The sequence below is a fragment of the Photobacterium sp. genome (assembly GCF_033720175.1).
Classification (GTDB): Bacteria; Pseudomonadota; Gammaproteobacteria; order Enterobacterales; family Vibrionaceae; genus Photobacterium.
This window is the reverse complement of the sequence record NZ_JAWWDA010000004.1, coordinates 42,374-61,003: the sequence shown is the minus strand read 5'-3', so window position 1 is coordinate 61,003 and position 18,630 is coordinate 42,374. Positions and strand designations below refer to the sequence as shown.

Genomic DNA, 18,630 nt, shown 5'->3' with positions numbered 1-18,630 from the left:
CCCTAATGGTGGTTAGCGTCTATTGCCTTGGTAACGGAACTTGAGGAAGTTTTGTGCATTACTGAGGATCTGGAAGGCATCTTTTAAGTTTCGACGCTCAAAATCGGACATGTTTTCAGGTTCAATGCTGTTATCTGGTTCTGTACCGGCTTCAATATCCAGCGCTTGATGTCGAATGCGAACCATGGATATGAATTCCATGGCATCACGAAGATCTTGCCCTTTTCCTGCTGGCAGAATGCTTGATTCAATCACATCATCCAGGCGTTCAAAAGAATTTTGAGAGCGGGAACGAACAGCAAGAGCATGAACCCGGATCAAATCGGCCAATGGCGCGGTACCGCGTCGTTTAAGGTTAATTGAATTATTATGTCGGCCATCTTTCTCCATGACGAAGTCTTTAAAGAAGCCAAGCGGTGGTGTGCGATTTAAGGCGTTACGAGCCAAACAAGCGAGAAAACGATTGTTTCGCTGGGCTCTACGGCGGATAAAGGAATTCAATTGTTCAGCCCATTTAACCCGGCCCCAGACACCATCGAGGTCAAAAAAGATAGAACTATTGAGCAGTGCCTGCGGTTTTGGGTTGTCAATCCAGTCGGCAAAGCAGACCTCCCAATCATGGCGCGTTTTTCGCCATTCAGGATTAGTAGCCATCACTTCACCTTCACAGTAACTGTAACCGCAAGCAGCAAGACCATCACAGACAAAAGTGGCTAGTTTGGAAAAATACGCCCCATGATGAAGTTCATCATAAGCATTGTCGAGGATCAGCGCATTATCTTGGTCTGTAACGATGAGTTGTTCATCTCGAGCCATCGATCCAAGAGCAAGAAAACAGTAGGGGATCGGCGGTGGACCGAGTTCTTCTTCAGCAAGCTCCAGCAGCCTTTGTTTAAAACTTCGACCGATCACGGCCATTGCACTGCCAACCATATGGGCGTTGGCATCTTCGTTTACCATACGGACGAAGCAATCTTTTACTTGCTCTGATAATATCTGTAATTCGTCGACACTTTGTTGCTGAAAAATAGTACTGACCAACAAGAGACTATTTTGTGACTCGTACCGGACAATATCCGTTAGGCCAATGATACCTATCGGGTGTTTGTTGCGCATTACCGGCAGGTGATGCACGTTACAGCGCAGCATGGTTAGCATTGCTTCAAAAACATAAGCATTGTAATCAAGCGTAATGAGTTCAGTCGACATGACTTCAGATACCGGGGATGAGAGATCCATACCTGCTGCCAGAACGCGGGTGCAGAGATCGCGATCTGTGATGATGCCTATCATGTCATCTTTACCGTCCTCGTCGTCAGAAGAGTCCGGATCACTCAGTAGTAGTGCAGAGATCCCTTCTTCAGCCATTGTTTGCGCCGCGAACTGAATAGTTTCAGTTTTTGGGATAATTACCGCATCTCGAGTCAGTAATGTACGAACCTTAGAAGTAGTGAGATCATTAGCATCGGTATGAGATGAAACGGCATGACGCAGTCGTGCGTTATCTTCAACGTCGACAAAGTCGGCAAAGCTTTCAAATTCTTCATAAAGGTTATGGAAGGTTTCCTCGGGAATACAGTAAACAAGGGTATCTTCCAAAGCCTTGGCTGGCATACGTACGCGATTGTTCATTAGCAGCCCCATTTGGCCAAAAATGTCCCCCTCATCGATACGGTTGTAAAGCTCACCTTTACGTCGATAAATCTCAACCACGCCACTGCGAATTAAGAAAAGATCATGGATCTCATCACCCAAATTAAAAATGATGGAATCCGCACGGTAATATGCAACTTCGACTTGTAATGCTACTTGCTGTAACGTTTCTTCAGGCAACTTGTCGAAAGGAGGAAACTGGCTGATAAAGTTAAGTATTTCGAGCTGTTCTGCTTCCATTGCACTATCCGTTATTATGAAGTTATTCGTTCAAAAATATAAAGTCATTATACCCAAACTAACTCGAGATGCAGAGTTTTACGAGAATTGATTAGTATCTAGTCAGGGCCGTTATTTAAGCTGGGTTGATAAATAAATGCCGGGTAGGGGCATAGAATGCGGCGAAATCTGTTAAAATAGCGGGCTAACTTGGCAGTGAGTCGTTGTGACACAACTGCAATTGAACTAGGACATATTTGTGACCAATAACGATATCTTGCGCCGTATCCGCTATACCTTTGATTTTAATGATGCAACCATGATTGAAATCTTCGGCGCCGCCGATCATGAGGTAACGCGCGAGCAGGTCAGCGATTGGTTAAAGAAAGAAGAAGACGATGCCTTTAAAAAGTGCAGAGACATAGAATTAGCGATCTTCTTAAATGGTTTGATCAATGTTAAGCGTGGCAAGAAAGAAGGCCCGCAAGCTGAGCCCGAAAAGCGCTTAACCAACAATATGGTTTTCATGAAATTGCGTATTGCGTTAAACCTGAAAGCGGAAGATATTATTGATATCTTGAAGCTTGCGAACTTTAGCCTGAGTAAGCACGAGCTTAGCTCGTTCTTCCGTAAACCTGAAAACAAGCATTACCGTGAGTGTAAAGATCAAATTCTGCGTAATTTCTTACAAGGTATTCAGCTGGATATACGCCCTGAATCTGCTGCAGAATAAAGCGCAGGAATTACAAATAAACAAAAGGCTACCCGAAGGTAGCCTTTTTAGTTTGTTTGAAACTTCAGCTTATAGAGAAAGCGTTAATTAGAAGTTCGCAGAGCGTGGTGCACGCGGGAATGGGATCACATCACGGATGTTTGCCATGCCGGTTACATAAGTGACCAGACGCTCGAAACCTAGACCGAAGCCTGAGTGAGGAACTGTGCCGTAACGACGTAGGTCACGGTACCAATCTAGGTGAGTAGGGTCGATACCCATCTCTTCAATACGCTTGTCGAGTAGATCTAAACGCTCTTCACGCTGAGAGCCTCCGATGATTTCACCGATACCTGGTGCTAGAACATCCATCGCTGCAACCGTCTTACCATCGTCGTTCATACGCATGTAGAACGCTTTGATATCTTTCGGGTAGTTTTTAACAACAACAGGTGCTTTGAAATGCTCTTCTGCAAGATAACGCTCGTGCTCAGAAGACATATCGATGCCCCACTCAACGTCGAACTCAAAATTACGGCCAGAGGCTTTTAGGATTTCAATTGCATCAGTGTAGTCAACTTGCGCAAAGTCAGAGTCGACGAATTGCTCAAGGCGAGTGATTGCTTCTTTGTTGATGCGTTGTGCGAAGAACTCAAGATCATCACGGCGCTCTTCAAGCACGGCTTTGAAGACATACTTCAGCATGTCTTCAGCCAGTTTGGCTGCGTCATCGAGATCAGCAAACGCCACTTCGGGCTCAACCATCCAGAACTCCGCAAGGTGGCGGCTGGTGTTTGAGTTTTCGGCGCGGAACGTCGGGCCAAAGGTATACACTTTGCTTAGTGCACAAGCGTAAGCTTCAGCGTTCAACTGGCCAGATACCGTCAGGAAGGTTTCTTTACCGAAGAAGTCTTTATCAAAATCAACGTCACCAGCGTCAGTCATCGGAACGTTAGCCAGATCCAGAGTCGATACGCGGAACATCTCGCCAGCACCTTCACAGTCAGATGCTGTGATAAGTGGCGCTGACATCCAGAAGTATCCTTGCTCGTGGTAGAAGCGGTGAATGGCCTGAGACAGACAGTTACGAACACGCGCAACAGCCCCGATCACGTTAGTACGCGGACGCAGGTGCGCAACCTCACGAAGGTATTCAATTGAGTGACGAGTTTTCGCCATTGGGTACGTGTCAGGGTCTTCAACTAATCCAACCACTTTAACGTCAGTTGCCGCTAGTTCGAAATCCTGGCCTTTAGCCGGAGATTCAACAATCTTGCCTGTAACTTCAACAGAGCAACCAGTCGTCAGTTTAAGTACTTCGTCCTGGTAATTATTTAACTCATTCGGGACCACGGCCTGAATCGGGTCGAAACAAGAGCCGTCATAAATGGCAAGAAAAGAGATCCCAGCTTTGGAATCACGACGTGAGCGGATCCAGCCACGAACAGTGACTTCAGTGTCTACTGCTAGCTTTCCGCTTAATACGTCTGTTACAGGCGCGTAAGTCATGTTTAAATTACTCTCCGTTAAGGCACTTACTTTGTCATTAAAGATATATTGTGCTTTAAGATTCATTCCGAAGGAGCAATATTACCTGTCTTACGTCTAGCATCAAGCTTTGTTATCACTTGAAAGGGTAAATAGATGAAGTAATTGCTCTTGTAGCTCGGTTAACTGCTCAAGATTTGCACTAATCTCTCTCGATTGCAGTATATATGATATTGGATCGTAAGCATGATCGGTAATTATGTCCTGATGTTTATGGTAGGAACTCAGCGCTTTATATGCAATATAATGAGTATTGAGGTTGGCTGATCTTAGCGGTGTCTGGCATTACTTCGCCAATATGTTAGTCGTGCTTTTTTGAGCTGTATGGACTGTTTTTCTTTCTCAGATGCAACCTCTCTCCGCAGTGCCCGCAGCACACCGTATCACCATGCATTTTGTCATTTATTTATTGTTTGTCTTTTATTTATTGATAGTTATTCGAACTATTCCCTATTGAGCCGAAATGAATGTTCATTATGGCGGAAATCAACATCGACACTGCAGCACAAAGCCACAGACATTTCATTTCTACACAAAACATCAGGTTTGAGTTATAAATTTACGCAATTAATTTTAGGTCTTTTATTTCAGTAATTTAAGTTATTATTGGCTCGCTTTTACTTGATATAATTGTTTACTACACGAAACATTTCTTTTGACTTAATTTTGATATCGTGTAATTTTATTTTTAATTAAACGTTCAATTAAAAAAGTTGAGTGACAGTTATGCCAAAAGTAGGAATGCCAGAAATACGTCGCCCGCAGCTTGTTGAGGCGACAATGGCTGTGATTGATGAGGTCGGATTATCGTGTGCCAGTGTGGCGTTGATCAGCCGGAAGGCCGGTGTATCCCCAGGGATCATTAATCACTATTTTGGCGGTAAGCATGGTTTGTTGGAAGAAACCATGCGTACGGTATTACGTCAGTTATCGACCACATCAATCGAGCATCTTCGTGCTGTTGACAGTAACGATGTTACGGCAAGGATTGAGGCAATTGTCGCCGCTAATTTCGATGGCTATCAAGTCGAAAGCAAGGTAACGAAGACATGGTTGGCATTCTGGGCACAGTCAATGCACGACGGTGCTTTGCATCGACTTCAACGAGTTAACGAACGCAGGCTGTTGTCACACCTTCGATATGAACTCAAACAAGTTTTACCCGCGGAACACGCCCTCTTTGTCGCGCAAGGAATTGCGGCACTAATTGATGGGATCTGGCTAAGAGGTGCGCTGAATCCTAAAGGAATTTGCCCTGAAAAAGCACAGCAGATCATATCCGACTATCTGGAAAAGCAGCTCGCCCCTTACTCGAACTGACGTGTAACCCCATAATAAAAAATAATTATTAAGGCATTTTAATGAAAATGAAGTCCCTTTACGTCCACGGTCAAGCAACTGATGCTTCATCAGGAGAAAGCTTTACGACCTCTAACCCTGCAACGGGTGAGCAACTGGCTGAAATCGGTCAGGCATCAGCCCAAGATGTTGATCGCGCTATTGCCTCGGCGCAAGCAGGTTTCAAAGTGTGGTCAGCAATGAGTGGCATTGAACGCGGCCGTATCTTGATGCGGGCGGTGGCCATTCTTCGAGAACGTAACGATGAGCTTGCTGAGTTGGAAGTCAAAGATACGGGGAAACCGATCCAGGAAGCAATCGAGGTGGATATTGTTACCGGCGCGGATGTTATTGAGTACTACGCGGGGCTTGCTGCTGCGATTCAAGGACAGCAACAAGACTTGGGCTGCGGTCAGTTTTTCTATACCCGTCGTGAAGCGTTAGGCGTTTGCGCCGGGATCGGGGCGTGGAACTACCCAATTCAGATCGCCATGTGGAAATCGGCCCCCGCATTGGCGGCTGGCAATGCCATGGTGTTTAAGCCATCGGAAGAAACACCGTTGTCGGTATTGAAGCTGGCAGAGATCTTTACTGAGGCCGGTGTTCCCGATGGAGTCTTCAATGTTGTGCAAGGCGATTATCGTGTCGGCCAAATGCTGTCTCGCCATCCTGACATTGCCAAGGTCTCTTTCACTGGTGAGTCTGGTACGGGTAAGAAAGTGATGGCGGATGCTGCCGGTACGCTCAAAGATATTACGATGGAGCTTGGCGGGAAGTCACCATTGATTGTTTTTGATGATGCCAAGCTGGATAACGCCGTTTCCGCAGCCATGCTGGCTAATTTTTACACCCAAGGCGAAGTCTGCACCAATGGTACACGTGTGTTTGTACATGGTGCAATTTACGATGATTTCATTGAACAGTTAGCATACCGAACCAACAGGTTGGTTATCGGTGATCCGACCGATATGTCGACCCAAATCGGTGCGCTTATTTCTGGTGACCATCTGGAAAAAGTGCTCGGCTTTATTCAAGCGGGCAAAGAGTCCGGTGCGCGTCTTATCTGCGGTGGTGAGCGTGAAACTGGCAACGGACTCGACAAGGGATACTTTGTTCAGCCCACCATCTTTGCCGATTGTACCGATGATATGCCTCAAGTTCAGGAAGAGATTTTTGGCCCGGTAATGTCGATTCTGCGTTTTACCGACGAAGACGACGTGATCAAGCGAGCAAATGCAACGCAGTACGGACTTGCGGCAGGGCTGTTTACCCAAAGCCTGTCTCGCGCTCATCGCGTGATTGCGCAAATGGAAGCGGGAATTTGCTGGGTAAACACCTGGGGAGGCTCACCAGTTCAAATGCCGGTGGGAGGCTACAAACAGTCTGGAGTCGGCCGTGAGAATGGAATCGAAACGCTTAACCATTACACCCAGAACAAGAGCGTGCTGATTGAGTTGGGTGATCTTGAGTGTCCTTACGATTAATCCGTAATCTTATTTGTAGAAGCAACAGGGAAATCCAATGAAGACAACTTATGATTACATTATTGTCGGCGCGGGATCCGCTGGCTGTGTGCTGGCCGACCGTTTAAGCGCTTCGGGTGAACACCATATTCTGCTGCTTGAAGCTGGGGGCAGTGACCGAAGCATCTTTATTCAGATGCCAACGGCATTGTCATACCCAATGAACAGTGAAAAGTATGCATGGCAGTTTGAAACACAACCCGAGGCCGACCTCGATAGCCGCCGTTTACATTGTCCGCGAGGACGTGTACTGGGTGGAAGCTCTTCGATCAACGGTATGGTATATGTGCGTGGCCATGCCTGTGACTTTGACCAATGGGTAGAGCAGGGGGCTGCGGGCTGGAGCTATCAGGAATGCCTGCCGTATTTCCGCCGGGCTGAATCATGGATCCGCGGAGCAGATATCTACCGCGGAGGCAGCGGCCCTGTTGCCACCTGCAATGGTAACGATATGGAACTTAACCCGCTGTATGAGGCATTTATCGATGCCGGACAACAAGCAGGCTATCCGAAAACGGATGACTATAATGGTTATCAGCAGGAAGGTTTTGGTCCAATGCATATGACGGTTGATAAAGGCGTCCGTGCCTCGACCTCAAATGCCTACCTGCGACGTGCCATGAAGCGCAGCAACCTGACGGTGAAAAAAGGTGTTGTAACCCGCAAGGTACTGATCAAAAACAAACAGGCAATAGGTGTTGAAATAGAAATAGACGGTAAAGTTCAGTCTGTTTACGCCAATACCGAAGTGCTGTTATCTGCCGGCTCTGTTGGTTCTCCGCAGCTCCTTCAGCTATCGGGCATTGGCCCTAAAGCGGTATTGGAACAAGCAGGAATTACCGTTGAACATGACTTACCGGGTGTTGGTGAGAACCTGCAGGATCATCTCGAGATCTATTTCCAATATGCCTGCCACCAGCCGATTACCCTGAACAGTAAGCTAGGGCTTGTGAGCAAAGGCTTGATTGGTACGCGCTGGATATTGCGAAAAGACGGCTTGGGGGCAACCAACCACTTTGAGTCATGCGCTTTTATCCGTTCTCGCGCAGGGTTGAAGTGGCCCAATATTCAATATCACTTTTTGCCTGCTGCCATGCGCTATGATGGACAAGCCGCCTTTGATGGCCATGGCTTCCAGGTACATGTCGGTCCGAATAAACCGCAAAGCCGAGGTCGTATTTGGGTAACATCTGCAGATTCGCATCAAAAGCCAAACATTGAATTCAACTACATCAGCACCGAGCAAGATAAACAAGACTGGCGTGATTGCATTCGCCTGACCCGTGAAATATTAGCTCAGCCAGCCATGGATGATTATCGTGGCGAGGAAATTCAACCCGGCGCAGATATTGCCAGTGACGAAGCGATTGATGCCTGGGTTCGTCAAAATGTCGAAAGCGCCTACCACCCGTCTTGTACCTGTAAAATGGGGTCAGATAACGATCCAATGGCAGTGCTTAACCAAGATTGCCAGGTCAGAGGCATCGACTCTTTACGAGTGATCGACTCTTCTGTCTTCCCGACCATTCCCAATGGCAACCTTAATGCCCCAACCATCATGGTGGCAGAAAAAATCGCTGATGCCATTTTGGGCAATACACCACTCGCACCATCAAACGTGCCGACGTGGATCGCACCGCAATGGGAAACCGAGCAACGTAACGGTGTAGCACAGCGTTCAGCGTTTCCCTGACAACGCAGAAACTAATTAGCTAGCGACAATACTTTGTTGAGGACGTTTTTACGTTTCCTGCGGCTTACGACAACCTAAAAACCGGTCGTTGCATCAAGCTGCCTCAGCATTTAAAAAAATAAGGATAAAAGGAAAAGTCATGAAGACGAATACAACCATCAAACACGCAATTATGGGTAGTACAGCTTTACTATTCAGTCTTTCTGCATCAACGGCTTTTGCCGATCAATGCGACACGGTACGTTTCTCTGACGTAGGTTGGACAGATATTACCGCGACAACCGCGGTTACCAGTGAGGTACTCAAAGGACTGGGTTATGAAACATCAACGCAGCTGCTGTCTGTGCCTGTCACTTATTCTTCGATGGCAAACAAAGATATTGATGTGTTCCTCGGTAACTGGATGCCAACCATGGAAGCGGACATTGATAAATATCACCAAGATGGTTCGGTCGAAACCGTGCGCGCCAACTTAGAAGGGGCGAAGTACACCCTCGCGGTACCCAAATACGTTTACGATGCAGGTGTACGTAGTTTTGCCGATCTAGAAAAATACAAAGATGAATTTCGTGGGCGCATTTACGGTATTGAGCCGGGAAACGACGGTAATCGCCTGATCCAGGACATGATTGATAAGAATGCCTTTGAGCTGAAAAGCTTCCGTCTGGTCGAGTCCAGTGAAGCCGGCATGATGTCGCAAGTAAAACGGGCGGTTGACCGCGATCAGTGGATCGCCTTTTTAGGCTGGGCACCTCACCCAATGAACAGCAACTTTGACATGGCATACCTGGAAGGTGGCGATGACTTCTTTGGCCCGAATTATGGCGGGGCGAGTGTTTATACCAATGTTCGACAGGACTATCTGGAAACGTGCTCGAATGTTGGCCAGTTATTGCAAAACCTCAACTTTAGCCTGGAAATGGAAAACCAATTGATGGGCAACATTTTAAATGACAATCACAAGCCAGATGCTGCAGCGAAAGCATGGCTAAAAGCCAACCCGCAGGTATTAGAAAAATGGCTCGACAAAGTAACGGCACGTGATGGCAGCAATGCAGCTGAAGCCGTGAAGACTTATCTGAATATTTAAGACACAGCCCAATGCCAACGTTGCTGCTATCACAATGCGTGGCAGTGAGTTGGCGTTTATAGGTACGTACCGAACGACCTAAAATAAAAAACAATATGGACCATTAAGGAGTAACAGTGGACTTTATTACAGAGCATAAGATCCCATTAGGCAAGTGGATGGCAATCTTTGTGGATTGGCTTACCGATAATGCCGCAGGGTTTTTTGACTCGCTTTCATACACCCTGGAATCAATGATCATGTTATTGGTCGATCTCTTCAAATGGTTTCCACCTGCCGTTCCTATCGTCATGGCGGCTCTTTTGGCATGGTTCCTTCACCGAAGCCTCTCATTAGTCATCTTTATTGTTGCAGCATTGCTGCTGATCATGAACCTTGGTTACTGGGAAGAGATGCTAGAGACTTTTGTACTGGTATTAAGTGCAACAATGTTTTCGGTATTAGTCGGTGTGCCTATAGGGATTGCCGCAGCACATAAGCCCTGGTTATACACCATAATGCGACCGATACTTGATTTGATGCAGACAATACCGACATTTGTTTATCTTATTCCAACCTTAGTGTTGTTTGGTTTAGGCGTTGTTCCTGGCCTTATCTCTACCATTATTTTTGCCATTGCTGCTCCGATCCGCCTGACCTATCTAGGCATTAGCCGAGTACCGGAAGAACTGCTTGAAGCGGGTAAAGCCTTTGGTGCCAGCCGATTGAAGCTGTTGTTCAAAGTTGAGCTTCCGGCGGCAATGCCAAGCATTATGGCAGGGATAACGCAGTGCATTATGTTGTCGTTGTCTATGGTGGTGATTTCTGCGCTGGTAGGTGCTGATGGTTTGGGGAAACCCGTGGTCCGTGCGCTAAACACAGTGAACATTGCTCAGGGGTTTGAAGCCGGGCTTGCTATCGTTTTAGTTGCCATAATTTTGGATCGGATATGTAAAACGCCAGCAAGTCAGAGCAGGGAGGGATAACCATGAGTGCTATTAGTATTAAAAATCTGGATGTCATTTTTGGTAAGCAAACCGCCAAATCATTAGCGATGCTAGATAATGGCAAAAGCCGTCAGGAAATCATTGACGCTACAGGCGATGTGGTGGGCGTACATGACGTTAGCCTGGATATCGAAAAGGGGGATATCTGCGTATTGATGGGGTTATCGGGCTCAGGAAAATCGAGCTTGCTGCGTGCGATTAACGGGTTAAATACGGTTACCCGCGGCTCACTTACTATTCAGGACGGCGAGCAGCCAATTAACCTAGCAAATTGTGACAAGGCAGCACTACGCCACTTGCGTACTAATCGTATTTCGATGGTCTTTCAGAAATTTGCCTTAATGCCTTGGATGTCAGTTTTAGACAATGCCGCTTTTGGTCTTGAAATGCAGGGGATCAGTAAAGCAGAACGCCGTCGCCGTGCAGAAGAAAAGCTGGAAATGGTTGGTTTGGCAGAATGGAAGGATAACTACCCTGATGAGCTATCGGGCGGTATGCAGCAACGAGTCGGGTTGGCGAGAGCATTTACCATGGATAGTGATATCTTGCTGATGGATGAACCATTTTCTGCGCTTGATCCTCTGATCAGAAGCCAACTTCAGGATGAACTGCTCGAACTGCAGCGTAAGCTGAATAAAACTATCGTATTCGTCAGCCATGATTTGGATGAAGCACTTAAGCTGGGTAATAAAATTGCCATTATGGAATCGGGGCGTTTGATCCAGCACGGCAGACCGGAAGAAATCGTACTTAACCCGAATACAGCATACGTCGCAGAGTTTGTGGCTCACACCAATCCGCTGAATGTATTGTGTGGCCGTTCTTTGATGACAGATGCATCCACGCTGGAATTACAAGAGAGTCAACTGGTGCTGAGCCAGCATGATCAAACCTATATTGCTACTGATCATCAAGGACATGTTACTTCTGTGACCCGTCAGGGCAAGGCGTTACCGCTGCACTTATGGCAGGAGGGAGACTGCCTTGAAGGACTGAAACAAGATAGCCTGGTGATAACCCATCCGGATATATCGATGCGGGAAGGGCTGGAAATTCGCTATCGGACGGGGCAACCTGTTCTGCTGGCAGAGGATGGCCCGTTGGTTGGTGTCTTGGCGGACAGTGATTTTTATCATGCCCTTTTAGGCAAGCATATTTCTCTGGAAACCGAAACCAACACATAACTCGTCCCCTACGTTCGAAAGCGCAGAGTGTGCCTTCATCGCCTTTTAATATAGGGCTAGGGTGCGCCTTCGCGTTACCAAACAGGTGGCGTTGTATCCGTCGTCTGGCGGTAAGAATATCAGCACACAGCAAGACTCACTCTGAAAAATAGTCAGCCCCAGGAGTTAGACAGATCAATGGGAAACACATTTAGTTGCCAAAAAACATTACCGATAATGCCAGTGCCAGACATCAATCAAACATGTCGTAAACTTATCGAATGGGCTGATCCGTTATTAACAGAAGAAGAACAAGGCAGAACCAGAAAGGTGGTAGAGCAATTTCTTCAGTCTGGCGGAGAGGGCGAAATACTCCAAAATGAGTTGGTTGAATGGGCCGCTCGGCACAATCACGCTAACTGGTCGGCACCCGTCTGGCGAGCGATGTATCTGGAATCCCGAGATCCTCTGGTCATTAACAGCAACGTATTTTATTACCTGAAAAGCAAGCTTGATGAACAGGTATGTTCGCAGGCAAATATTGCTGCCGCGCTTATTGTCAGCGTTTATAACTTTATCGCCTTGATTGATAACAAAGCGCTTGTCGTTGACCTGCAAAAAGATATGCCGCTTTGCATGAATCAATACAATCACCTTTTTTCCTCAGTAAGAATAGCGCAACAGGGAATGGATGAGTTTAAAGTTTCATCGTCCAGAAAGCATATTGTGGTAATGCATAAGATGCGGATATACAAGATTGATATTCTTGATGCAAAAGGAAGTATTAGGTCGCCATCAGCGATTGAATCCGATCTTGATTGTATTCTCTCGGCCTCAGGGGAAGGGCAAAATGTAGGGATTCTAACTACCATGCAGCGGGATGCCTGGGCAGAAGCTAGGGCAGACCTGCTTCAGATCTCGGCTAATAACAGAGACTCGATGACAGCCATTGAAGACGCTGCTTTTGCATTGTGCCTGGATGAAAACAACCCGGAACAGATCACCGAGGTATCAGAACAATTACTTCATGGCGATGGCAAAGATCGCTTTTTCGATAAATCGCTGCAATTTATTGTCTTCGAAAATGGTAAGACCGGGGTCAATTTTGAGCATACCGCGGTGGATGGCTCCGTTATGTTACGGCTGATTGGATATCTCTATGACACCATTGATAAGGTCTCTTTTGATAATAAGAGGGCTTCTGCTGAGCCAAAAAGCACACTGGCTCCAAGCGTTGATGAGATTGAGTTTGATTTAGATGATGCGCTGACGCAGACGATTCGTGCTGCGGCGGATGATTTTTGTCAACACACAGCCAATACCCAGACCCGGGTGTTGAATTTCACTCAATTTGGTAAAAATCAGATCAAGCAATTTGGTGTGAGCCCTGATGCGTTCGTTCAGATGGCGTTACAACTGGCCGAGCATAAGCTTTATGGAAAGTGTTACAGTGCCTATGAAGCCGTAATGACCAGAACGTTTATCGACGGACGTATCGATGTTTTGTATACCGTTTCGCCCGAGTCACTGGCGTTTATTCACAATATGCGTGACCCCGATTGTAGCGATCAGGCGAAGATAGACTCGCTCATTCAGGCCACACGAATACATATCGAAAGGGCAAATGAGTGCAGACTTGGTGATGGAATTTATACCCATCTGCTCGGGCTTAAATATTGCTGTAAAGCGGCTGGCCGTGATATCGGAATTGAGACACTGCCGGAAATATTTACCGATAAAGGCTACCAGGCACTGACTCACAGTGTGGTTTGTACCAGTACCACGTCAGAATACGGCGTAGAGCTTGCTGGTTACGGGCCGATTGTCGATGATGGTTACGGGATCAGGTACTTTAAGCGAAATGATTCCATCTGCTTTAATATGACAAGCCGAACTGAACTACAGGACAAACTCGAGCAGATGAAAACCTATATCGAGCAGTCGCTGCTTGAGATGGCAGATTTGATGCGACGTTGATACTTCAGTCGTTCCCTACAGCGCAGAGTACTCACAAACCTGGCCGTCATTTAGAATAGTGCCTCCTGCTTGGGGCTCAGCGCCGTCTGGGTTATGTTCAACGTCTGGTACGTCAGAAGCCCTTATCAAGGTGACGATATCGCTCCACATTTCCCCTTCATCGGCAGTGTATTGCAGCGTTTCGTCGGTTTGCCAGCGGGTCTGATGGTTAAAGGCTTTAATAGCAAAGTGTAAGCCGTCTGATTCAGTAATAGCGATGTGTTCGTTCATTGAACCGTCGCTCGCTTCGTAGTAAAGCGTGCCATCTTCGTTGATCTTCCATTTGATCTCGAAATTAAAACCACAGCCATCATAATCAACATATCTGCCGGTGAAATATTCACCATCAAATTCATTGGTTAATAGTTTTAGGTAGCGTGATGGATCACCTGCAAAGGCAAAAGCGAGGTCATCATTGTCAACACCATTAAGAAGCATCGACTCGTTGAAGAGGGTGGTTTTGTTATCCCAGCTAACCATACAGCTGGCCGTCTGGCTCTGATATTGAGCCAGAGATTTTTTAATTGTCGGGGTGGTGGTTTCCTGACTCCAGCCCGAATCGTTAGCAGGACAAACGGCTAGTGCGTCTGGCGCGTATTCTTTGGTGATTTGCGCATAAATTTCACGGGTAGGCGCGCCTATACTTTCCTGGCGGGCCATATAGGTTTTGAGTGCCAGTAACTTGTTATCCGGATCCCGGCCCGTCAGCGCCCAGAGGTCGAAATCATCATCTGCTAACCGTGGGTTCCAGTTAAGGCGCAAATAACCTTGCTCGGTCAGCGACCAGGTTTTCACCGAGTCCTGTAAGAGACTATTAAGATAATACGCCCAGGTGTTGTCTTGTTTTAAGATAATGGCCCGGATATTACCCTCTGGATCGATTTGTACCAGTTGCTGATCAAACAGAGCTGACACTGATTGGGTGGTGAAGTGTTCATCGCCGCCGCACTCGATCACCGCATTTAAGAACTTGTCTTCTGTTGCCGCTTGATTGTCACCAAACAAACAGTAGCCAAAGGGGGGCAGATTGCCTCGGCTGGCAGCACTGAAAATTTGCTCTTTAGCAGCGTCATTGAAGCCTGAATAGTGAAATTCCTGTAGATCCAGGATAGTTTCGCCAATGTTGACGTAACCTTGGTCTTCGACCAGAAACAGATATCGGGTGTTAAAGCGATAGCTGTTGTCGAGTTGGGTGATCGCTTCAGGCACTTCGAACTGGATTATATTGAAGCCAAATATTTGCTCCGATGACCAGGTGGCTGTTTTTTGAATTTGCCAGTTGTTACCGGCAATATTGAACCAGTAATGAACGCTGCCGCGGTTAGGTTCATCTTCATTTTTGACGAATTCCACAATGACCTTGTCAGAGAGCTTAAAGCCGTTAACCTTGTCGAAGGTGGCACTGGCTTCGCTGCTCATTACATCGTCGACAGCAGTATAAAAAGTATCAGGTATCGCTAGCGGTGAGATCCGGCAAGCGTCGGAGTCATTGCGGTTGTTACATAACGTATAGCGCGTATTTTCAGGCCGCCAGGTAAAATAATAGCCAACCGCGCCATCTTCAAAGACGGCATATTCTGCAATGTATTTGGTTAAGTGGTGGTTCTCTTTGGTAGATAAAAAGTTGTGAAGCTTTTTGCCGGCCAGTGAATATGAACTGACTTCTAAGAAGGTGCCGGCATTATCATTTTGTGTCAGTGCGGCATCGGTCAGCAGGGCTGTGCTGGATGTCGCAAGTAATACCTTGGCATAGCCGTAAAGACCGACCCAACCCTGAGCGGTGAGCACTTGGTGTTTAATGTCAGTGGGCTCAAATGGTGTGTTCTCACTGCTATAGGTAAACTGTTCCATCAGGGTGATATCGTTATCCCCGTCTTTTTCCCAGCCGTATTCCGTCATTGTGGTGACCGGATCGCGATATTGCATGTTATCGGCATTGATACCGCTGCCATCATTGGAAGCAAAGCTGTTCAAACGCCAATAGCCACCGTTTAGTACCGTTTCGATGCTGGCTTTACTAGCGGTTTGCTCGCTGTATTTGCGTTCAATAATTCCTGCCGTGACTCTCTTTACGATACTGAGGCCCATCAGATCACGGATCTTCATGCCCAGGGTACCGACTTGCGGCATTAATGTGATTTCAAGCTCCTCACCGACATCATCAACAAAGTCTTGGGCCGCGGCCAATTTACGGCGGCTGGGATCGCTGACCACCTCGTAAAAAATGCTCCAGCTCTGGTCTTGTCCGACTCGCTTGGCAAGGGCGGAATAGGCCATGGTTGAATTTAGTGTTACCACTACATCGGATGCCGTAAGCGGTGCCATTAACAGGTTATCAGGCAAGGGTTCGCCAACCGTAAAATCAGGCGTGTTATACAGGTCGATTAACAATACCGCATTGAAACGTTTCGCCACGCCTGCATCAATGAGGTAGAGGCCATTCGACTGTTTTTCCCAGTTGGTTATATCGGCCTGCCGGTAAATATTGCCAACCAGGTCAAGTAATACAATGGCAAAGTTATTCTCAGTCAGGTTGGCCTGAGTATCGGCGTAAGCATGATTAATCAGGGTAAGGCCAGTGCTGGAAGCGATTGTCAGCCCGACGGGGGCGTCGACATTGATGCTAAAACGTGTTGAAAGTGGTACTTGTTGAGTGGCTACGTCGACGGGATCACCGCTCCCTCCGCCACAACCCTGCAATAACCCTGCGACGGCAGCGCAAAGAAAAAGGCCAAGATAAGCGCGCATACTCATTTCCCCAAGCAAAGAAACATTGATGTCTATGATGTTTATGTTTTTGGTTAGTATAGGTAGGTGTCGCGCTAAGAATATAAAAGATGCCGGGGGATCTTGCAGATAGTGCTGAATCTAACTTTTGAGATTCTCATAAGAATTTGAGAATAAGAAACCGCTGGCTCAGCGGTTTCTTATCTGTTTACACGGATTACGCAATCGCCAGATATTTATGAGTCTGAATCGATAAACGCCAGTTGCGTTTTATACAAGTGGCAATGCAAAGCTCTGTTGCGCGTGGTTTTTGGCTGATCGGCTGCAAAGCCACTTCCACCGTGTCTTTTAGCGTCACGCCGTCAAGCAGATTATCAAGTTGTTCGATATCCTTAGCGGTACCAACCGGATGCTTTATTTCATCGGCACGCTGCAGTGCCGAAGAGAGAACCGGCAATTTTGCCTTCATATTGATTTTCGGTGAAACCGTTACCCAGGTATCATCGGTTGCACGAATTTCTGAGGTACCACTGGTTTCGATCTGACAACGGTAGCCCGCCTGCTCTAGTGCCTGAGTCAGTGGTATTAAGTCATAGATACAGGGTTCACCGCCTGTTATTACAATATGCTTGGCGGTATAACCCTGCTCACGAAGCAAGGCTACAACGCCTTGCGCATCAATATTGGTCCAGAGCGGAGAATCGCTCTTCTTCGCCATGATGTCATCGACAGACGCATAATCAGCAGGCTCGGCATTCCAGGTTTGTTTGGTATCACACCATGAACAGCCAACAGGGCAAATCTGTAAGCGAACAAAAATGGCTGGAACCCCGGTGAAGACACCTTCTCCCTGAATAGTCTGGAAGACCTCATTAATCTTGTACACTGCTAACCTCGTGGTGAATTGGAAAATACATGCCTTAAAAACAGCAGCAGAACATTATGTCAGAACGAAAAGCGGTTGTCTTTAGCCATTCGACGTGATGGATGCCATGGAGTAAAAGTTTCTGGCATAAGCCAATAACTAGGTGTATAAATAGCATATGCCATTTATAGGAGGCCTCATGCCAAGACCAAAAATCCCAAGAAATATTTGTGGTCGCCCTGCTGATAGTTGCTTTAAACCCAACAGGATCCCAATGAGTCAGCTTGAACAGGTTCAACTTGCCAATGATGAGTTTGAGGCGTTGCGACTGGTTGATCTATTGAGAATGCAGCAACAAGAAGCGGCAATCGAGATGGGTGTCTCCCGGCAGACCCTGGCCAATGTTCTGAAATCAGCCCGTTTCAAAGTAATGGACTGCCTTACTCAGGGCAAGGCCCTCATCATGCACTGTGAGGAAGAAGAAGGAGTAACAAATTATGATCACTGCAATTCCGATGAATGAAGATCGTATTGCCAATCATTTCACTAAGGCTGAAAACTTTGTTTTTATCAATGAGCAAGGCGAGGAAGTTAGCCGCCATGCCAATCCGGCACACAGCATTCATTGTGCAGGTAAGCAGAATCTGCTGGATCTGCTAATCCAGCAACATGCTGAGCGCATCGTCGTACGTAATATTGGTATGCAGATGTTAGGCAAACTACTCGCTCATCAGCTTACCGTTTTTCAAACCAACGGTGGTCGTCGCAACACAGTAGAGCTGGCCAATCCAGAAGCCGCCGGGTTGGTCCCTCTGACTGAAGCCGACCAGGGACGTCCGTCTCTCAATCATGAAGTAAAGAAAAAAGAGGGTGGTTGTCGACATAAGAGAGTGTCTATATTTAAACAGGGACGCTGTTGTCAGCAGCAAACTGACGGTCATGAGGCATATGGAAGACATCAGCATAGAGATGGTCATAATGCTCATAACCGAGGCCATGGTCGATGTGGACATGGTACGTCGAGAGGCAGCCACTGTTGCCGCACGACCCCTGTTTAGTTTATTGCATTTTTCGCTCAGGTAACTGACCAAGCTACA

General features: G+C 47.0%; 14 protein-coding genes. 10 read left to right on the top strand and 4 right to left on the bottom strand.

Annotation, left to right across the window (positions count from 1 at the left end):
- Window positions 1-12: 12 nt before the first annotated feature.
- Window positions 13-1,893, bottom strand: a complete 1,881-nt coding sequence (locus R3289_RS06130; RefSeq protein ID WP_318924608.1) for a DUF294 nucleotidyltransferase-like domain-containing protein — start codon at window positions 1,891-1,893, stop codon at window positions 13-15.
- Window positions 1,894-2,131: 238 nt separating this feature from the next.
- Between R3289_RS06130 and R3289_RS06125 the strand changes: the two genes are divergently transcribed.
- On the top strand, window positions 2,132-2,605 hold the full coding sequence (locus R3289_RS06125; RefSeq protein WP_318924607.1) for a DUF1456 family protein: 474 nt from the start codon (window positions 2,132-2,134) through the stop codon (window positions 2,603-2,605).
- A gap of 87 nt (window positions 2,606-2,692) precedes the next feature.
- Here the strand turns inward: R3289_RS06125 and asnS are convergent, their stop codons facing one another.
- The gene (gene asnS, locus R3289_RS06120; RefSeq protein ID WP_318924606.1) at window positions 2,693-4,093 is read right to left on the bottom strand and encodes an asparagine--tRNA ligase; all 1,401 of its coding nucleotides are present in this window, start codon (window positions 4,091-4,093) and stop codon (window positions 2,693-2,695) included.
- Window positions 4,094-4,858: 765 nt separating this feature from the next.
- Between asnS and betI the strand changes: the two genes are divergently transcribed.
- The 7 genes from betI (at window position 4,859) to R3289_RS06085 (ending at window position 13,902) form a co-directional block, all read left to right on the top strand.
- On the top strand, window positions 4,859-5,452 hold the full coding sequence (gene betI, locus R3289_RS06115) for a transcriptional regulator BetI (RefSeq protein WP_318924605.1): 594 nt from the start codon (window positions 4,859-4,861) through the stop codon (window positions 5,450-5,452).
- Window positions 5,453-5,493: 41 nt separating this feature from the next.
- Entirely contained in the window at window positions 5,494-6,954 is a 1,461-nt protein-coding gene (gene betB / locus R3289_RS06110) for a betaine-aldehyde dehydrogenase (protein ID WP_318924603.1), read from the top strand.
- Between the two features lie 37 nt (window positions 6,955-6,991).
- Window positions 6,992-8,686 (top strand): choline dehydrogenase, encoded by a 1,695-nt coding sequence (gene betA, locus R3289_RS06105; RefSeq protein WP_318924602.1) that lies wholly within the window; start codon window positions 6,992-6,994, stop codon window positions 8,684-8,686.
- 172 nt (window positions 8,687-8,858) lie between these two features.
- Window positions 8,859-9,776 (top strand): choline ABC transporter substrate-binding protein, encoded by a 918-nt coding sequence (locus R3289_RS06100; protein ID WP_318924782.1) that lies wholly within the window; start codon window positions 8,859-8,861, stop codon window positions 9,774-9,776.
- Window positions 9,777-9,892: 116 nt separating this feature from the next.
- Window positions 9,893-10,741 carry a choline ABC transporter permease subunit gene (gene choW, locus R3289_RS06095; RefSeq protein WP_318924601.1) on the top strand — a complete coding sequence of 283 codons (849 nt, stop codon included), beginning with the start codon at window positions 9,893-9,895 and terminating at the stop codon, window positions 10,739-10,741.
- A gap of 2 nt (window positions 10,742-10,743) precedes the next feature.
- Window positions 10,744-11,946 (top strand): choline ABC transporter ATP-binding protein, encoded by a 1,203-nt coding sequence (choV, locus tag R3289_RS06090; protein WP_318924600.1) that lies wholly within the window; start codon window positions 10,744-10,746, stop codon window positions 11,944-11,946.
- A 177-nt stretch (window positions 11,947-12,123) separates the two neighbouring features.
- Complete coding sequence (locus R3289_RS06085; protein WP_318924599.1) at window positions 12,124-13,902, top strand: choline/carnitine O-acyltransferase; 1,779 nt, start codon at window positions 12,124-12,126, stop codon at window positions 13,900-13,902.
- A gap of 15 nt (window positions 13,903-13,917) precedes the next feature.
- Here R3289_RS06085 and R3289_RS06080 read toward each other — a convergent pair whose 3' ends face one another.
- Window positions 13,918-16,689 carry a hydrogenase expression protein HypA gene (locus R3289_RS06080; RefSeq protein ID WP_318924598.1) on the bottom strand — a complete coding sequence of 924 codons (2,772 nt, stop codon included), beginning with the start codon at window positions 16,687-16,689 and terminating at the stop codon, window positions 13,918-13,920.
- Window positions 16,690-16,885: 196 nt separating this feature from the next.
- Complete coding sequence (gene queE, locus R3289_RS06075) at window positions 16,886-17,554, bottom strand: 7-carboxy-7-deazaguanine synthase QueE (protein WP_318924597.1); 669 nt, start codon at window positions 17,552-17,554, stop codon at window positions 16,886-16,888.
- A gap of 178 nt (window positions 17,555-17,732) precedes the next feature.
- On the opposite strand from queE, the gene R3289_RS06070 reads away from it, so the two are divergent.
- Complete coding sequence (locus tag R3289_RS06070; RefSeq protein WP_318924596.1) at window positions 17,733-18,056, top strand: DUF134 domain-containing protein; 324 nt, start codon at window positions 17,733-17,735, stop codon at window positions 18,054-18,056.
- Complete coding sequence (locus tag R3289_RS06065; RefSeq protein WP_318924595.1) at window positions 18,031-18,591, top strand: NifB/NifX family molybdenum-iron cluster-binding protein; 561 nt, start codon at window positions 18,031-18,033, stop codon at window positions 18,589-18,591. The genes R3289_RS06070 and R3289_RS06065 overlap by 26 nt, the downstream gene beginning before the upstream one ends.
- The last annotated feature ends 39 nt before the right edge of the window (window positions 18,592-18,630 follow it).